Origin of the sequence: Streptomyces sp. CB00455, from assembly GCF_001905445.1 — a bacterium.
Lineage (GTDB): Bacteria > Actinomycetota > Actinomycetes > Streptomycetales > Streptomycetaceae > Streptomyces.
This window is the reverse complement of record NZ_LIVQ01000002.1, coordinates 711,955-726,435: the sequence shown is the minus strand read 5'-3', so window position 1 is coordinate 726,435 and position 14,481 is coordinate 711,955. Positions and strand designations below refer to the sequence as shown.

At 72.4% G+C, this 14,481-nt stretch carries 15 protein-coding genes; 8 read left to right on the top strand and 7 right to left on the bottom strand.

Going from position 1 to position 14,481, the window contains the following annotated elements; all coding sequences use genetic code 11:
* Positions 1 to 92 precede the first annotated feature (92 nt).
* The 3 genes from AMK16_RS10710 (at position 93) to AMK16_RS10700 (ending at position 3,007) form a co-directional block, all read left to right on the top strand.
* Positions 93 to 434: a hypothetical protein gene (locus AMK16_RS10710; protein ID WP_073912433.1), complete on the top strand. Its 342-nt coding sequence runs from the start codon at positions 93 to 95 to the stop codon at positions 432 to 434.
* Positions 435 to 568: 134 nt separating this feature from the next.
* Positions 569 to 1,837 carry a L,D-transpeptidase gene (locus tag AMK16_RS10705; protein WP_073912429.1) on the top strand — a complete coding sequence of 423 codons (1,269 nt, stop codon included), beginning with the start codon at positions 569 to 571 and terminating at the stop codon, positions 1,835 to 1,837.
* 207 nt (positions 1,838 to 2,044) lie between these two features.
* Entirely contained in the window at positions 2,045 to 3,007 is a 963-nt protein-coding gene (locus AMK16_RS10700) for a GNAT family N-acetyltransferase (RefSeq protein WP_079191438.1), read from the top strand.
* Positions 3,008 to 3,050: 43 nt separating this feature from the next.
* Here AMK16_RS10700 and AMK16_RS10695 read toward each other — a convergent pair whose 3' ends face one another.
* Positions 3,051 to 3,998 (bottom strand): helix-turn-helix transcriptional regulator, encoded by a 948-nt coding sequence (locus AMK16_RS10695; RefSeq protein ID WP_079191437.1) that lies wholly within the window; start codon positions 3,996 to 3,998, stop codon positions 3,051 to 3,053.
* A 284-nt stretch (positions 3,999 to 4,282) separates the two neighbouring features.
* Between AMK16_RS10695 and AMK16_RS10690 the strand changes: the two genes are divergently transcribed.
* The gene (locus tag AMK16_RS10690; protein WP_073912425.1) at positions 4,283 to 5,329 is read left to right on the top strand and encodes an NAD(P)-dependent alcohol dehydrogenase; all 1,047 of its coding nucleotides are present in this window, start codon (positions 4,283 to 4,285) and stop codon (positions 5,327 to 5,329) included.
* Between the two features lie 221 nt (positions 5,330 to 5,550).
* On the opposite strand, the gene msrA is transcribed toward AMK16_RS10690, so the two are convergent.
* Positions 5,551 to 6,213 carry a peptide-methionine (S)-S-oxide reductase MsrA gene (gene msrA / locus AMK16_RS10685; RefSeq protein ID WP_073912421.1) on the bottom strand — a complete coding sequence of 221 codons (663 nt, stop codon included), beginning with the start codon at positions 6,211 to 6,213 and terminating at the stop codon, positions 5,551 to 5,553.
* Positions 6,214 to 6,285: 72 nt separating this feature from the next.
* Positions 6,286 to 7,389, bottom strand: a complete 1,104-nt coding sequence (locus tag AMK16_RS10680) for a hypothetical protein (protein WP_073912418.1) — start codon at positions 7,387 to 7,389, stop codon at positions 6,286 to 6,288.
* Positions 7,390 to 7,465: 76 nt separating this feature from the next.
* Between AMK16_RS10680 and AMK16_RS10675 the strand changes: the two genes are divergently transcribed.
* Positions 7,466 to 8,623: a cystathionine gamma-synthase gene (locus AMK16_RS10675; RefSeq protein ID WP_073912415.1), complete on the top strand. Its 1,158-nt coding sequence runs from the start codon at positions 7,466 to 7,468 to the stop codon at positions 8,621 to 8,623.
* 123 nt (positions 8,624 to 8,746) lie between these two features.
* Here AMK16_RS10675 and AMK16_RS10670 read toward each other — a convergent pair whose 3' ends face one another.
* The 3 genes from AMK16_RS10670 to AMK16_RS10660 form a co-directional block, all read right to left on the bottom strand.
* Positions 8,747 to 9,001: a hypothetical protein gene (locus AMK16_RS10670; RefSeq protein ID WP_073912411.1), complete on the bottom strand. Its 255-nt coding sequence runs from the start codon at positions 8,999 to 9,001 to the stop codon at positions 8,747 to 8,749.
* Entirely contained in the window at positions 8,998 to 9,420 is a 423-nt protein-coding gene (locus AMK16_RS10665) for a sigma factor-like helix-turn-helix DNA-binding protein (protein ID WP_073912407.1), read from the bottom strand. The genes AMK16_RS10670 and AMK16_RS10665 overlap by 4 nt, the downstream gene beginning before the upstream one ends.
* Before the next feature lie 81 nt (positions 9,421 to 9,501).
* Positions 9,502 to 10,023, bottom strand: a complete 522-nt coding sequence (locus AMK16_RS10660) for a MarR family winged helix-turn-helix transcriptional regulator (RefSeq protein WP_073912404.1) — start codon at positions 10,021 to 10,023, stop codon at positions 9,502 to 9,504.
* Between the two features lie 298 nt (positions 10,024 to 10,321).
* On the opposite strand from AMK16_RS10660, the gene ilvA reads away from it, so the two are divergent.
* The 3 genes from ilvA to AMK16_RS10645 all read left to right on the top strand — a co-directional run bounded on the left by ilvA (position 10,322) and on the right by AMK16_RS10645 (position 13,695).
* Positions 10,322 to 11,554 (top strand): threonine ammonia-lyase, encoded by a 1,233-nt coding sequence (gene ilvA, locus AMK16_RS10655; RefSeq protein WP_073912401.1) that lies wholly within the window; start codon positions 10,322 to 10,324, stop codon positions 11,552 to 11,554.
* 228 nt (positions 11,555 to 11,782) lie between these two features.
* Positions 11,783 to 12,805, top strand: coding sequence for an ATP-binding cassette domain-containing protein (locus AMK16_RS10650; RefSeq protein ID WP_073912398.1), 1,023 nt, complete (start codon positions 11,783 to 11,785; stop codon positions 12,803 to 12,805).
* A gap of 86 nt (positions 12,806 to 12,891) precedes the next feature.
* Positions 12,892 to 13,695, top strand: a complete 804-nt coding sequence (locus tag AMK16_RS10645) for an ABC transporter permease (protein ID WP_107417124.1) — start codon at positions 12,892 to 12,894, stop codon at positions 13,693 to 13,695.
* A gap of 143 nt (positions 13,696 to 13,838) precedes the next feature.
* Here the strand turns inward: AMK16_RS10645 and greA are convergent, their stop codons facing one another.
* Positions 13,839 to 14,336, bottom strand: coding sequence for a transcription elongation factor GreA (greA, locus tag AMK16_RS10640; protein ID WP_073912392.1), 498 nt, complete (start codon positions 14,334 to 14,336; stop codon positions 13,839 to 13,841).
* Between the last annotated feature and the right edge of the window lie 145 nt (positions 14,337 to 14,481).

Sequence of the window (14,481 nt, the reverse complement as noted above, 5' to 3'; positions counted from 1 at the left end):
GTGGCAGCAGCGAATTGGCCGTGTGCGGTGATGCTACGGAAAGGGGCGGGTCGTGGGAAAGCCGGGGGTTCCGCGGGCTTACTCTCCGTCGTATGAACCCTACTGAGACATCACGATACGTACGGCTTCGGGTGGATTTGGTGCTGGAGGTGCCGGATCCCCGGGCGCTCACCGGAGCCGCCCTCGCGCACATCAAGGCCGACGAGTTCATGCCGGACGAGGAGCGCGGCCACGCCGAGTCCGCCGTCCGGGAGGACGAGTCGGAGGCCCTGGCCTACCTGGTCGACCCCACTGACCTGGTCGCGGAGATCCCGGGCGTCGAGCTGGCGCAGGCCTCCTGGAGCAGTGAGCCGGTGGAATACGACCCCGAGTCCATGGAGTGGGACCTCGACGAGGAAGATGGGGCCTTCGACGAAGAAACCGACAACGCCTGACCGTGTGGTGGCCCACATCCCAACGGAATGTGGAACCGATCCGCGCCGTTAACGCGTTGTCAGGGCGGGGCAGGGGGGCGGTGTCCCCCTGCCCGGCCAGTCCCGGGACGGCAGCCCCGGGGTTTCCGGCAACGATGGAGTGGCGTGTGAGGACGGACAGCAAGCGGCGGAGAAGGTCCCTGGTGGCCGTATCCGCCGTGCTCGGCGGTGTACTGGTGCTCTCGGCGTGCAACGACGGGGGTGGACAGCCGAAGGGCAGCGGCGAGAGCAGCAAGTCCCAGGCGGATGTCGACGCGGCCGCGGCCAAGGACACCTCCAAGGCCCGAATAACCATCACCCCGAAGGACGGCGCGACCAACGTCGGCCTGAACGACGCGACGAACGTCGCCGTCAGTGACGGCACCCTGACGCAGGTGGAGCTGAAGAGCCCCGAGGGCACGGCCGTGGCAGGCAAGATCGCCGCGGACGGCAAGAGCTGGAAGCCGGACGCCGCGCTGAAGCGCTCGACCAAGTACGCCCTGTCGGCGACCGCCAAGGACGCCGACGGCCGCGAGGCGCACGAGAACGCCTCCTTCACCACCATCTCCCCGGAGAACAGCTTCGTCGGCTCGTTCATCCCGGACGAGGGCCAGACCGTCGGTGTGGGCATGCCGGTCTCGATCACCTTCAACAAGCCGATCAAGGACCGCAAGGCCGTGCAGTCGGCCATCTCCGTCTCCTCCAGCAGCGGACAGGAGGTCGTGGGCCACTGGTTCGGCGCGCAGCGTCTGGACTTCCGCCCGGAGCAGTACTGGCAGGCGAACTCCACCGTCACGCTGAAGCTGGCGCTGGAGGGCGTGCAGGGTGCTCCCGGCGTCCAGGGCGTCCAGAGCAAGACCGTCACCTTCAAGATCGGCCGCAGCCAGGTCTCCACGGTCGACGCGAAGACCAAGAAGATGACGGTCACCCGGGACGGCGCGGTCCTCAAGACCATCCCGATCTCGGCGGGCTCCCCGGAGAACCCGACCTACAACGGCCAGATGGTGATCTCCGAGAAGTTCAAGGAGACCCGGATGGACGGCGCCACCGTCGGCTTCAAGGACGGTGAGGGCAAGGGCGAGTACGACATCAAGGACGTCCCGCACGCGATGCGGCTGTCGACCTCCGGCACCTTCATCCACGGCAACTACTGGGGATCGGACTCGATCTTCGGCAGCGTCAACACCAGCCACGGCTGTGTCGGTCTGAACGACGCCAAGGGCGCGGGCGACCCGAACCAGCCCGCCGCCTGGTTCTACGACAACTCGCTCATCGGCGACGTGGTCACCGTGGTGAACTCCCCGGACAAGACCATCACACCGGACAACGGCCTCAACGGCTGGAACATGAGCTGGGCCGACTGGAAGGCCGGCGCGGCCTCCTGACGGCGGGACACATCCGGCGGACGGCGCGCAACCCCACGGGGTTGCGCGCCGTCCGCCTTTTTCGCCGCGTGCGTGGCGGCGACCGGCGGGGGCGGTGGCGCGCCGCCGGGGCCGGGGCGGGGGCGGGGCCAGGGCCTGGGCCGGGTCACGGTGGCGGTGGTGGAAAACCCCTCAGCGGCGGCCCGGACCCGCCCCTAGGCTCGGGGTATGAGGATCCGAGCGCTGTCCGTACCCCCGACCGACACCGAGGTGGACGACTGGTGGGCCGTGCTGGTCGCCGCACAGGCCGCGGACTTGCCGGGCGTGCCCGCGCCGGGCCGCACCGAGATCGCCGGGCGGCTGCGGGTGCCCGGGGCCCGGGGCCGCTTCGTGAATTGGGCGGCCGGCGACGGCGAGGGGATCGCCTCCCTGCTCCTGTTCACCGACGAGGGCAACACCCACACCGCCTTCCTCGACGTCATGGCCGTACGCCCGGACGCGCGCCGGCGGGGCGTGGGCACGGCCCTGTGGCAGCGGGTCCGTGAGGAACTGCTCGGCCAGGGCCGGACCTCGGTCGCCACCACGACCGACCTCGGCGGCCCCGGGCACGCCTTCGCGCAGGGCCTCGGCTTCGAGAGCGTCCTGCCGCTGGGCTGGTACGTAGGGGAGGTGCCCGCCGACGCGGCCGGCATCCGGGTCCCGGCCACGCCCGGCTACGAGCTGCTGGTCTGGCACGGCCTGGTCCCGGACGCGTGGGCGGGGGCGGCCGCGCTGGCCCACGGGGCCATGGAGGACGCACCGAGCGGCGGGCTGGACGAGCGGATCCAGGCCTGGACGGCGCCGCGCCTGCACGCCGCGCACCGGCTCGTCCTGGACCGCGGCGGCGAGCTCACCACGGTCGCGGCGGTCACCCCCGCCGGCGAGGTGGCCGCCTACACCGAACTGGTCCTCCCCGACCCGGCGGGCCCCTGCGCGCTCCAGTACGACACGGTCGTCGTCCCCGCCCACCGCGGCCACGGCCTCGGCCGCGCGGTGAAGCTGCGCATGCTGGCGCAGGCGGCCGCCCGGTACCCGGCGCTGAGGGCCGTACGGACGACCGTGGCCGACGCCAACACACCGATGCGGGCCGTCAACGAAGCCCTGGGCTACCGGCGGGAGCGCGACGCGGCCGTCTTGCAGCTCAAGCTCTAGCTCTAGCTCTCTAGCTCTCTAGAGCTCTCTAGAGCTCTCTAGCTCACGCTCCAGGAATGTCGTGGGTGTCGCGGGTGCCGTGGGTGTCCTGCGTGTCCTGCATGTCCTGGGCGTTGGGCGCGTCCGCGGTGCGGGCCGGGGTCTCCCGGGGCGCGGACCACGACGCCAGCAGGCGCAGGGCGTCCGCGGAAGGCGATCCCGGCGCCGGGTGGAAGGTGACCAGGAACTGCGCCGGGTCGTCCGGCAGCGTCAGCGTCTCGAAGGCCAGGTCGATCCGGCCCACCAGCGGATGGCGCAGTGACTTCACCCCGTGCGTCTTGTCCGCCACCGTGTGCGCCGCCCACAGCCGCCGGAACTCCTCGTTCTTCACCGACAGCTCCCCGACCAGCGCCGACAGCTGCTCGTCGTCCGGATGCCGGCCCGCGTACATCCGCAGATTGCTCACCACCTCGCACGCCCTGCACTCCCAGTCGGCGTACAGCTCCGCCGTCGCCTGGTCCAGGAACACCAGCCGCACCAGGTTGCGCTCCTGCGGGGGCAGCGCCCCGAAGTCCCCGAACACCGCCGCCGCCAGCCGGTTCCAGCCGAGGACGTCCTGCCGGCGGCCCACCAGGTACGCCGGTACGCCCTCCATCGCGTCCAGCAGCGTCCGCAGCTCCGGCCGGACCTGCTGCGGGCGGGGGCTCTGGCGGCGCCGGCGCGTCCTCGGCCGCGCCAGGTGCGTCAGGTGCTCCCGCTCCGTGCCGTCCAGCCGCAGCGCCCCCGCGATGGCGTCGAGGACTTCCGTCGACACGTTGTGCCCGCTGCCCTGTTCCAGGCGCGTGTAGTAGGCGACCGACACCCCCGCCAGCTGCGCCAGCTCCTCGCGGCGCAGTCCCGGTACGCGCCGGTGGCGGCCGTAGTCCGGCAGGCCCACGTCCCCGGGGCGCAGGCGCGCCCGGCGGGAGCGGAGGAACTCGCCGAGCTCGGCACGCTGATCCAGCTGGTTCATACCGCAAGTATCGCGGCGCCCGGGCGAGCGGGGTGGGCCGTGCCTGACCCCGCCAGTGGTAGGACCGCCGGTCCTAGGCAGGACAGGGGCCTGGGTGGGACGCCTCCGGCAGGGCAGGCTGAGGAGTGTCACTGCGGGAACATCCGTCCCGCGGTGCTCACGCGTCACCGGTCAGCGCACGCATCACCACGCTGCGCACATCCCGCAGACGCAGCGCAGGCAAAGCATGCAGCACGCGCACCCGCATCACCACAGTCACCAGCGTTACCGCCAAGGAGCACCCCATGTCCGTCACCCAGGTCGCCGCATACGCCGCCCCCGCCCCCAAGGCCCCGCTGGAGCGCACCACCGTCCCCCGCCGTCCCGTCGGCGAGCACGACGTCCTCATCGACATCAAGTACGCCGGCATCTGCCACTCCGACATCCACCAGGCCCGCGACGGCTGGGGCGAAGGCATCTTCCCCATGGTCCCCGGGCACGAGATCGCCGGAGTCGTCGCAGAGGTGGGCGCGGGCGTCACCAAGTTCGCCGTGGGCGACCGCGTCGGCGTCGGCTGCTTCGTCGACTCCTGTCGTGAGTGCGAGTACTGCCTGCGCGGCCAGGAGCAGTACTGCACCGGCGGCATGACCGGCACCTACAACGCCGTGGACAAGAACGGCGAGCCCACGTACGGCGGCTACTCCACCCACATCGTCGTCGACGAGAACTACACCCTGCGCATCCCCGAGGGCATACCGCTCGACGTCGCCGCCCCACTGCTGTGCGCCGGCATCACCCTCTACTCCCCGCTGCGGCACTGGCAGGCCGGCCCCGGCAAGAAGGTCGCGATCGTCGGCCTGGGCGGCCTCGGCCACATGGGCGTCAAGATCGCCAACGCCCTGGGCGCCGAGGTCACCGTGCTCTCGCAGTCCCTGCGCAAGAAGGAGGACGGCCTGAAGCTGGGCGCCACCCACTACTACGCCACGAACGACGAAGCCACCTTCGACGAGCTGGCCGGCAGCTTCGACCTGATCGTCTCCACCGTCTCCGCGCCGCTCAGCCTGGACGCGTACCTCGGCCTGCTGAAGGTGGACGGCGCGCTGGTGAACGTCGGCGCCCCGGAGGAGCCGGTCGCGCTCAACCTGTTCTCCGTCATCGGCGGCCGCAAGACCCTCGCCGGGTCGATGATCGGCGGGATCCGCGAGACCCAGGAGATGCTGGACTTCTGCGCCCTGCACGGTCTGGGCTCCGAGATCGAGCTGATCAGCGCCGACCAGGTCAACGAGGCGTACGAGCGGGTCCTGGCGAGCGACGTCCGCTACCGCTTCGTGATCGACGCGTCCACCATCTGATCCGGCGGCGCGGGGCCCGGGCGGCGGGCGCCGGGGCCCCGGGGGGCGGGCGCCGAGGCCGTGACGCCCGGCGTGCAACGCGCGGGACTCCTGCCTCAGCGACCCGCCGTGGGTCTCGGCGGCCACACCCCGCTCGCCCCTGGCGGGTGACCCACCCCCGGATCACGGAGGTCATGGCGACCCGCCCCGGGAGAGCGGGACGGGCGGGTGGGAACGGGCGGTCACTCCGCCGCGGCGATGCCGATCGGGCAGGCCACGCCCGTGCCGCCGATGCCGCAGTAGCCGTTAATGTTGCGGTCGAGGTACTGCTGGTGGTAGGCCTCGGCCGGCCAGAACGGGCGGTCCGCCGCGGGCATGACGGCCGTGGTGATCTCGCCGTAGCCCGAGGAGGCGAGGACCTGCTGGTAGGCCGTGCGGGAGGACTCCGCCGTGGCCTGCTGGGCGGGGGAGTGGGTGTAGAGCGCCGAGCGGTACTGGGTGCCCACGTCGTTGCCCTGGCGGAAGCCCTGCGTGGGGTCGTGGGACTCCCAGAACAGCTTCAGCAGGGCCGCGTACGACACCACTTGCGGGTCGAAGACCACGCGGACGACCTCGGTGTGCCCGGTCCGGCCCGAGCAGACCTCCTCGTAGGTGGGATTCTCCGTGAAGCCGCCCTGGTAGCCGGCCAGGGTGGTCCACACCCCCGGGGTCTGCCAGAACTTGCGCTCCGCGCCCCAGAAGCAGCCCAGCCCGAAGTCGGCGACCTCGAGACCTTCCGGGTACGGGCCGGCCAGCGGGTTGCCCAGCACCGTGTGCTTCTCGGGCAGGCCGAAGAGAGGTTCCGCGCGGCCGGTCAGGGCCTGGTCGCGGGTGGGGAGCTCGGGCGTGCGGCGGTACGAGAACATGGATTCCCTCCTTGTCACCGATGACAACCGGCGGGGGCCGGCCGGGATTCCCGCGCCCGGCCGCCCGCCGCCTCAGTGCGGGAGCGTCGCCGGGGAGCCGCCGTTCGCCTCGTAGCCCGCCACCGCCAGCGCCCGGTACACCGCGTACTGCGCCGCCGGATCCTCCGAAGCCGACCACGGCAGGGCGCCCACGCAGCCGTCCACGTGCCGCACCTGCTCCATCGCCTCCGCCCAGCGCTCCATGTTCACCAGGAACAGCAGCAGCAGGTGACGTACGTGCGCCAGCATCGGGTCGTCCTGGCGCGCCGTGTGCACCGCGTACAGCGCGCCCTCCACCGCCCGCGTCACGGCGGCCCCCTGGTAGAAGCTCCCCACCAGGACGACGTCCGGCAGGTTCTCGTACAGCGCGAACAACGGCAGCGCCGCCAGCAGCGAGCCCTGCGGAGCCCGCGCCGCCGCCGCGTGCGAGAACGCGTCCGCCTTCTCCCGCGAGCCGTGCCACTTCTCGCACCAGTAGTGCAGCGCCGCGAGGTGCGCGCCCATGTGCGCCGGCGCCCGGTCGATGACCTGCGCCCACAGCGCGTCGAACTCCGCCTCCGGATAGGCCAGGCCCCGGGCGACCGCCAGCTCGGTGATGTACGGGACCGGGTCGCCCGGCGACAGCAGCGCCGCCTTGCGGCACGCCTCCCGCGCCTCCTCCAGGATGATCCGGTGGTCGTCGGCCCCGACCCCGCCCGAGTGCCGCCACGCCTGCTGCACCAGCAGTTCCGCGTGCACCTGCGCGCCGCCCGCGTCCTTCCCGGCCTCCAGCCGCCACGCCTTCAGCCACTGCGCGCCGGCCCCGGGCTGCTGCACCAGCTCCAGCGCCGCCGCGCCGCCGAGGGCCTGTACGCGCTGCCAGCGCAGCTCGCCCTCCTTCGGGGTCCCGGCGAGCAGCTGGGAGGCCGCCTGCCACTGGCCGGTGCGCCGTACGTGGTCGAGGGCGTCCATCAGGTCCCGGTCGGGCCCCGGGATGCGGATGTCGAGATCCTCCTGGCGGTCGAACCCGTAGTTCGCGGGGTCGGCGGCGTCCGGGCTGCCCGGCGCGACCTGGCGGATGGAGCCCCGCCTGCGGACGTACGGGACGAGGACGAACACGATCATGAGCATCGCGAACAGCAACCACAGAATCTCCATGTCCCCCAGCGAACCAGACAGCGGGTGCCGCAGGCCAATAGGGAAGTCGGCCCGGGGCTGGGCATAGGCTCTGTCCATGAGTGACCACACCCACGAGCACCAGAACTTCGAGACCCGCGCGATCCACGCGGGCAACACGGCGGACCCCCTGACCGGCGCGGTCGTACCCCCGATCTACCAGGTCTCCACGTACAAGCAGGACGGCGTCGGCGGACTGCGCGGCGGCTACGAGTACAGCCGCAGCGGCAATCCGACCCGGACCGCGCTGGAGGAGAACCTCGCGGCCCTGGAGGGCGGCCGGCGCGGCCTCGCCTTCGCGTCCGGGCTCGCCGCCGAGGACTGCCTGCTGCGTACGCTGCTGTCCCCGGGCGACCACGTGGTCATCCCGAACGACGCCTACGGCGGCACCTTCCGCCTCTTCGCGAAGGTCGTCTCGCGCTGGGGCGTGGAGTGGTCGGTGGCCGACACCTCCGACCCGGACTCCGTACGCGCCGCCCTGACCCCGAAGACCAAGGCGATCTGGGTCGAGACCCCCTCCAATCCGCTGCTCGGCATCACCGACATCGCCGTCGTCGCCGACATCGCGCGCTCGGCCGGCGCCAGGCTGGTCGTCGACAACACCTTCGCGTCCCCCTACCTCCAGCAGCCCCTGGCACTGGGCGCGGACGTGGTCGTGCACTCGCTGACCAAGTACATGGGCGGGCACTCCGACGTGGTCGGCGGCGCGCTGGTCACCGCGGACGCGGCCCTCGGCGAGGAACTGGCCTACCACCAGAACGCGATGGGCGCGGTGGCCGGGCCCTTCGACTCGTGGATCGTGCTGCGCGGGATCAAGACCCTGGCCGTGCGCATGGACCGGCACGCGGAGAACGCCACCAAGGTCGCGGAGCTGCTGACCCGCCACCCCAAGGTCACCCACGTCCTCTACCCGGGCCTACCGGAGCACCCGGGCCACGAGGTCGCCGCCAAGCAGATGCGCAACTTCGGCGGGATGATCTCCTTCCGGGTCGCGGGCGGCGAGGAGGCGGCGGTCGAGGTCTGCAACCGCGCCAAGCTGTTCACGCTGGGCGAGTCCCTGGGCGGCGTCGAGTCCCTGATCGAGCACCCGGGCCGCATGACGCACGCCTCGGTGGCCGGCTCGGCCCTGGAGGTCCCGGCGGACCTGGTCCGCCTGTCCGTGGGCATCGAGAACGCCGACGACCTTCTGGCGGACCTGACCCAGGCACTGGGCTAGCCGATCCGCCGCGTCGCCCGGGGCCCGGGCGGCGGATGCGCCGGCGAGTCCGGCCCCCGCTCGCGCCTGCGCCGGATCCCGACCGGGTCCGGCGCAGGCGCCCCGGGGCCGGCCGCCCGGGGCCTACCAGCCCTCCAGCGGCGGAGAGATGCCCGCCGCAGGCGCGGCCCAGGGACGGACCGCCGCCGCCCACACCGTGAAGGCCACCGCCGCCGCGAGGAGCACCGTCCAGCCGAACCTGCGCAGCGCCCGGCGCCGGCGCAGGAGCCGGGCGCCGCGGGCCGCCGCACTCGCCGCGAGTCCCGCCGGGACCGCCGGGTACGGGCCCTCCAAGATCCGTCTGACCTGCGCTTCCTTCCGGTCCGGGACGCCGCTCACGCCACCTCCGGGGACCGCAGCGCGGCCACCGCCCGGTTGCACAGCACCCGGACCCGCTCGGCCGGCAGCCCCAGCTGCGCGGCCGTGACCTCCTCGGCGACCCCTTCGTAGATCCGCAGGACCAGCACGAGCCGCTCCGCCACGGTCAGCCGGGCCAGCACCCCGGCCCCGCCGTGGTGGCGCCGGCCGGTACGGGCGAAGGCGGCGCACAGCTCCTGGCGGGTGTGGTCGTACGGATCGTCCCCGCGCAGGTGCCGCCAGCTCGCGTACGTGCGCGCCAGCGCCCCCGCCAGCAGCCGGCGCGCGGCCTCCGGGTCACCGGTCAGCAGCACGGCGACGTGCAGGAGCCGCCCCGCCGCGCCCGCGACGAAGGACTCGAACTCCGCGTAGGGGCACGCCCGTTGCTCAACCGCCCGCATGGGTCACATAGTGCGGGCAGCGGGACCACCCTGGTCAAGAGGTCGGACGGACCCGGCCGGGCGTCCGGGCCGCGGGCCGCCTCAGGAGGCCGGGCCGGCCTCGGCGACGGCCGCCATCAGCTCCGACAGCGACAGGTTGAAGCGGGTCAGCAGCCCGGTGAAGGACTCGCGCTCCTCCTCGGTCCAGTCCTCCGTCACGCGCGCCATCAGCTCGCGCCGCGAGGAGCGGACCTCCTCCAGCCGCGCCAGCCCCCGCGGGGACAGCGCCAGCACCACGGCCCGGCCGTCCTCGGGGTGCGAGGTCCGCTTCACCAGGCCGCTGTCGACCAGGGGCGCGACCTGCCGGGTGACCGTGGAGGAGTCGATGCCCATGCCGCCGGCGAGCGCCTTGACGCCCATCGGCCCCTCCAGGTCGAGCCGGTTCAGCAACAGGTATGCGGCGCGGTCCATCGAGTTGCGGGCCTGCCCGACACCGCCGAGACGGGTCTGCTCGGCGCGGCGGGCGAAGACCGCCACCTGGTGCTGGAGCGCGTCGAGGAGACCGGAACCGGCGGGTGCTTCGGCCGCCGCGGGCAGATCGGAATTGGCCGGGGAGTAAGGCATGGCCGTGGGCTCTCTTCGCGTGGTCCGACAAGGATGGGGGACACAGTACGCGGCCGTGCGGCGCCTCGTACGTCTCGCACGAGAACTGGTACGGGCCGCCCGCGGGGTGGTCGCACGGCGTTCCCGGTTGGCGCGATATCGCCCCTGTCCGGGGCCGCGCCCGCTGCGCCGCGAGCGGCCGTTCCTCCCGCCGACCGCACTCCTGCCTGCTCGCCTTCCGCCGGCTCGCCTTCCGCGCCCGGCCCAGCCCGCGCCGCGGTCCGGGGCCGGGCCGCGTGCGGGCTGCGAGACTGGCGGCATGAACTACCGCGTGCCCGAGCCCGTCCCGCAGGTCATCCTCGACGACGTCAGGGGGGCTCAGAAGATGCTGTCCGGCGTCTCCCGGGTCACCGCGATGGAAGGCAGCAGGCACCTCTCCTCGCTCACCGGCTCCCCGGTGCACTTCAAGTGCGAGAACCTCCAGCGCACCGGCTCCTTCAAGCTGCGCGGGGCGTACGTGCGCATCGCCGGCCTGCGCCCCGAGCAGCGTGCCGCCGGCGTCGTGGCCGCCAGCGCGGGCAATCACGCGCAGGGCGTGGCGCTGGCCTCCTCCCTCCTCGGGGTCCGCTCGACGGTGTTCATGCCCGTGGGGGCGCCCCTGCCCAAGGTGGCCGCGACCGAGGAGTACGGCGCCGAGGTGCGCCTGCACGGGCAGGTCGTCGACGAGGCCCTCGCCGCCGCCCAGGAGCACGCGGACCGCACCGGGGCGGTGTTCATCCACCCGTTCGACCACCGCGACATCATCGCCGGCCAGGGCACGGTGGGCCTGGAGATCCTGGAGCAGTGCCCCGAGGTCCGCACCATCGTCGTCGGCATCGGCGGCGGCGGTCTCGCGGCCGGCATCGCGGTCGCGGTGAAGGCGCTGCGCCCGGACGTGCGGATCATCGGGGTCCAGGCGGCCGGCGCGGCCGCTTACCCGCCCTCGCTGCGGGTCGGCCACCCCGTCTCGGTCGACAACCCGAACACCATGGCGGACGGCATCAAGGTGGGCCGCCCCGGCGACATCCCCTTCAAAATCATCGGCGAACTGCTCGACGACGTGCGTACGGTATCCGAGGACGCGCTCTCCAAGGCGCTGCTGCTGTGCATGGAGCGGGCCAAGCTGGTGGTCGAACCGGCGGGGTGCAGCCCGGTCGCCGCGCTGCTGAGCGAGCCCGAACTGTACGGCGGGGGACCGGTGGTGGCCGTCCTGTCCGGCGGGAACGTCGATCCGCTGCTGCTCCAGCGCATCCTGCGCCACGGCATGGCCGCAGCGGGCCGCTACCTGTCGCTGCGGTTGCGCGTGACCGACCGGCCCGGCGCCCTGGCCGGGCTCCTGGGGGTGTTGTCGGAGGCGGATGCGAACGTGTTGGACGTGAGTCACGTACGGACCGACCCGCGCCTGGGGCTCACCGAGGTGGAGGTGGAACTGCACCTGGAGACGAAGGGCCCCGAGCACTGCGCACAGGTCGCGCGGGCGCTGCACGGCGCGGGCTACGCGGTCAACGGCTGATACGGCTGATACGGATTGCGCCGTGACCGGCCCGCCGTGGGACGCCGGCCGCGACCAGCCTGCGCAATCCCGTGGCGGATCGCGATATAACGCGTTAGGGTGCGGCCGGGAGGCGGGGTCGGGGCACCCCCCGCCGGGCCGGGCGAGTGATGTCCGGCGCCCCTAGTATTTGTCTGGAAATGTGCCGATCACACTGGCCCACTTCACCTCCACACAAGGAGAATCCCCATGCCAGGCGCCATCTACGCCGAAGGCCTGGTCAAGACATTCGGCGACGTCCGGGCTCTGGACGGCGTGGACCTCGACGTCCCCGAAGGCACCGTCCTCGGCCTGCTCGGCCCCAACGGCGCGGGCAAGACCACGACCGTGCGCGTCCTGACCACCCTCTTGCGCCCCGACCGCGGCAAGGCCGTCGTCGCCGGCATCGACGTGCTGGGGCACCCCAACGAGGTCCGCCGCGCCATCGGCCTGTCGGGCCAGTTCGCCGCCGTCGACGAGTACCTCACCGGCCGCGAGAACCTCCAGATGGTCGGGCAGCTCTACCAGATGAAGGCGAAGGCCGCGAAGGCCCGGGCCACGGAACTCCTGGAGCGCTTCCACCTCGCCGACGCCGCCGACCGCACCGCCAAGACCTACTCCGGAGGCATGCGCAGGCGCCTGGACCTCGCGGCCGCCCTCGTCGTCAGTCCGCCCGTCATGTTCATGGACGAGCCCACCACCGGACTCGACCCCCGCAACCGCCAGCAGCTCTGGGGGATCATCCAGGAACTGGTCGCGGGCGGCACCACCCTGCTGCTCACCACGCAGTACCTGGAGGAGGCCGACCACCTCGCGCACGACATCGCCGTGGTCGACCAGGGCAAGGTCATCGCCCGCGGCACCTCCGACCAGCTCAAGGCCCGCACGGGCGGCGAGCGCGTGGAGGTCGTCGTCCACGAGCGCGAGCACATCACGGCCGCGCGCCAGGTCCTCGCCGGCTTCGGCAAGGGCGAGACCTCCGTCGAACTCCACACGCGCAAGCTCACCGTGCCGGTGTCCGGGGGCGCCAGGCTCCTCGCCGAGGTCATCCGGGAACTGGACGGCCGGGGCATCGAGATCGACGACATCGGCCTGCGCCGCCCCACCCTTGACGACGTGTTCATATCCCTCACCGGCCACGCGGCCGAGCTGGCGGGCGACGACAACGGCGACGGCGCTGCCGGCGCGGAACCCAAGGGCCGCAAGGCGGCGCGGAAGGAGACGGCGAAGTGACCACCACCTCCCCGACGCCGGGCACCTCCCCGAGCCCGGGCGCCTCCCCTACCCCGGAGCTCGCGGCACCCCGCCCGCGCGGCGGCATCGTGCAGGGGGTCAACGACTCGCTGGTGATCGCCAAGCGGAACCTGATCCGGATGTCCCGGATCCCCGAGATGATCATCTTCGGTGTGATCCAGCCGGTCATGTTCGTCGTGCTCTTCAGCTACGTCTTCGGCGGCTCCATCAGCGTCGGAGGCAGCACCTCGCCCGCCGCCTACCGCGAATTCCTGATGGCGGGCATCTTCGCCCAGACCGTCACCTTCGCCACCGCCGGCGCGGGCGCCGGCATCGCCGACGACATGCACAAGGGCCTGATCGACCGCTTCCGCTCCCTGCCCATGGCCCGCGGCGCCGTCCTCACCGGCCGTACGCTCGCCGACCTCGTCCAGACCACGCTGACCGTCGTCGTCCTCGCGATCGTCGCCCTGATCGTCGGCTGGCGCACCCACACGAACATCGGCGAGGTCCTCGCCGGCTTCGGGCTGCTGCTCCTGCTCGGCTACGCCTTCTCCTGGATCGGCGCGCTGATCGGCCTCTCGGTGCGCACCCCGGAGGCGGCCACGTCGGGCGGACTGATCTGGCTCTTCCCGCTGACGTTCATCTCGAACGCCTTCGTCCCCTCCGAGAACATGCCGCCCTTCCTGCGCCACATCGCGGAGTGGAACCCCTTCAGCGCCACCGTCCAGGCCGCCCGCGTGCTCTTCGGGAACCTCCCCGAGGGATATCCCGTACCGGATGCCTGGCCGATGCAGCACCCGGTGACGGCGTCCGTCCTGTGGTCGCTGCTGATCATCGCGGTCTTCCGGACCCTGGCGGTCCGCAAGTACCGCTCGGCGACCGCGTAGGGAACCGGGGCGGATCCGGGTCCGCCGGCGACCGGCAGGCCCGGCGCCGCCGTCCGCGGCCGGACCGGCCCCGGACGCGCCGATGCCCGGCCGGGGCGGACCCGGCCGGGCATCGGCGCGTGAAGCGCGGTGATCGAGGGTGATCAGCCGGTGAAGGGCTTGACGTTCAGGATCTTGACGGAGGCCTTCTTGCCGTTCGGCAGCTCGTACTGAGCGTCCTCACCGATCGCCTTGCCCATCACACCGCTGCCCAGCGGGGACTGCGGCGAGTACGTCTCGAAGTCCGAGGACGCGTACTCGCGGGAGGCCAGGAGGAACTCCATGGTGTCGTCCTCGTCGCCGTCGAAGGCGATCTTGACGAGGGTGCCGGGGGCCACGACGCCGTCGGACGCCGGAGCGGTACCGACCTTGGCGTTCTCCAGGAGCTGCGTCAGCTGGCGGACGCGGAGTTCCTGCTTGCCCTGCTCCTCCTTGGCCGCGTGGTAGCCGCCGTTCTCGCGCAGGTCGCCCTCCTCGCGGGCGGCTGCGATCTTCGCGGCGATCTCCGTGCGGGCGGGACCAGAGAGGTAGTCCAGCTCCGCCTTCAGCTGGTCGTACGCCGCCTGGGTCAGCCAGGTGACGCTTTCGCTCGTCTGGGTCACGGGTGCTCCTCGTCGGTACAGGGGGACTACATGGCCGCCAGCGGCGGGCGAAACCACGAGCCTAACAATTCGGGAAGAAAAGGGGGAGGACCCGCGAGGCCCGTTGCCCCCGGGGTCGCCTCCGGGACCGCGCCGCGGATGTCGC

Bases quoted from the DNA above. Each gene is read 5' to 3' on its own strand.
- AMK16_RS10710 (WP_073912433.1), top strand. From the start codon at position 93: ATGAACCCTACTGAGACATCACGATACGTACGGCTTCGGGTGGATTTG.
- AMK16_RS10705 (WP_073912429.1), top strand. From the start codon at position 569: ATGGAGTGGCGTGTGAGGACGGACAGCAAGCGGCGGAGAAGGTCCCTG.
- AMK16_RS10700 (WP_079191438.1), top strand. From the start codon at position 2,045: ATGAGGATCCGAGCGCTGTCCGTACCCCCGACCGACACCGAGGTGGAC.
- AMK16_RS10695 (WP_079191437.1), bottom strand. From the start codon at position 3,998: ATGAACCAGCTGGATCAGCGTGCCGAGCTCGGCGAGTTCCTCCGCTCC.
- AMK16_RS10690 (WP_073912425.1), top strand. From the start codon at position 4,283: ATGTCCGTCACCCAGGTCGCCGCATACGCCGCCCCCGCCCCCAAGGCC.
- msrA (WP_073912421.1), bottom strand. From the start codon at position 6,213: ATGTTCTCGTACCGCCGCACGCCCGAGCTCCCCACCCGCGACCAGGCC.
- AMK16_RS10680 (WP_073912418.1), bottom strand. From the start codon at position 7,389: ATGGAGATTCTGTGGTTGCTGTTCGCGATGCTCATGATCGTGTTCGTC.
- AMK16_RS10675 (WP_073912415.1), top strand. From the start codon at position 7,466: ATGAGTGACCACACCCACGAGCACCAGAACTTCGAGACCCGCGCGATC.
- AMK16_RS10665 (WP_073912407.1), bottom strand. From the start codon at position 9,420: ATGCGGGCGGTTGAGCAACGGGCGTGCCCCTACGCGGAGTTCGAGTCC.
- AMK16_RS10660 (WP_073912404.1), bottom strand. From the start codon at position 10,023: ATGCCTTACTCCCCGGCCAATTCCGATCTGCCCGCGGCGGCCGAAGCA.
- ilvA (WP_073912401.1), top strand. From the start codon at position 10,322: ATGAACTACCGCGTGCCCGAGCCCGTCCCGCAGGTCATCCTCGACGAC.
- AMK16_RS10650 (WP_073912398.1), top strand. From the start codon at position 11,783: ATGCCAGGCGCCATCTACGCCGAAGGCCTGGTCAAGACATTCGGCGAC.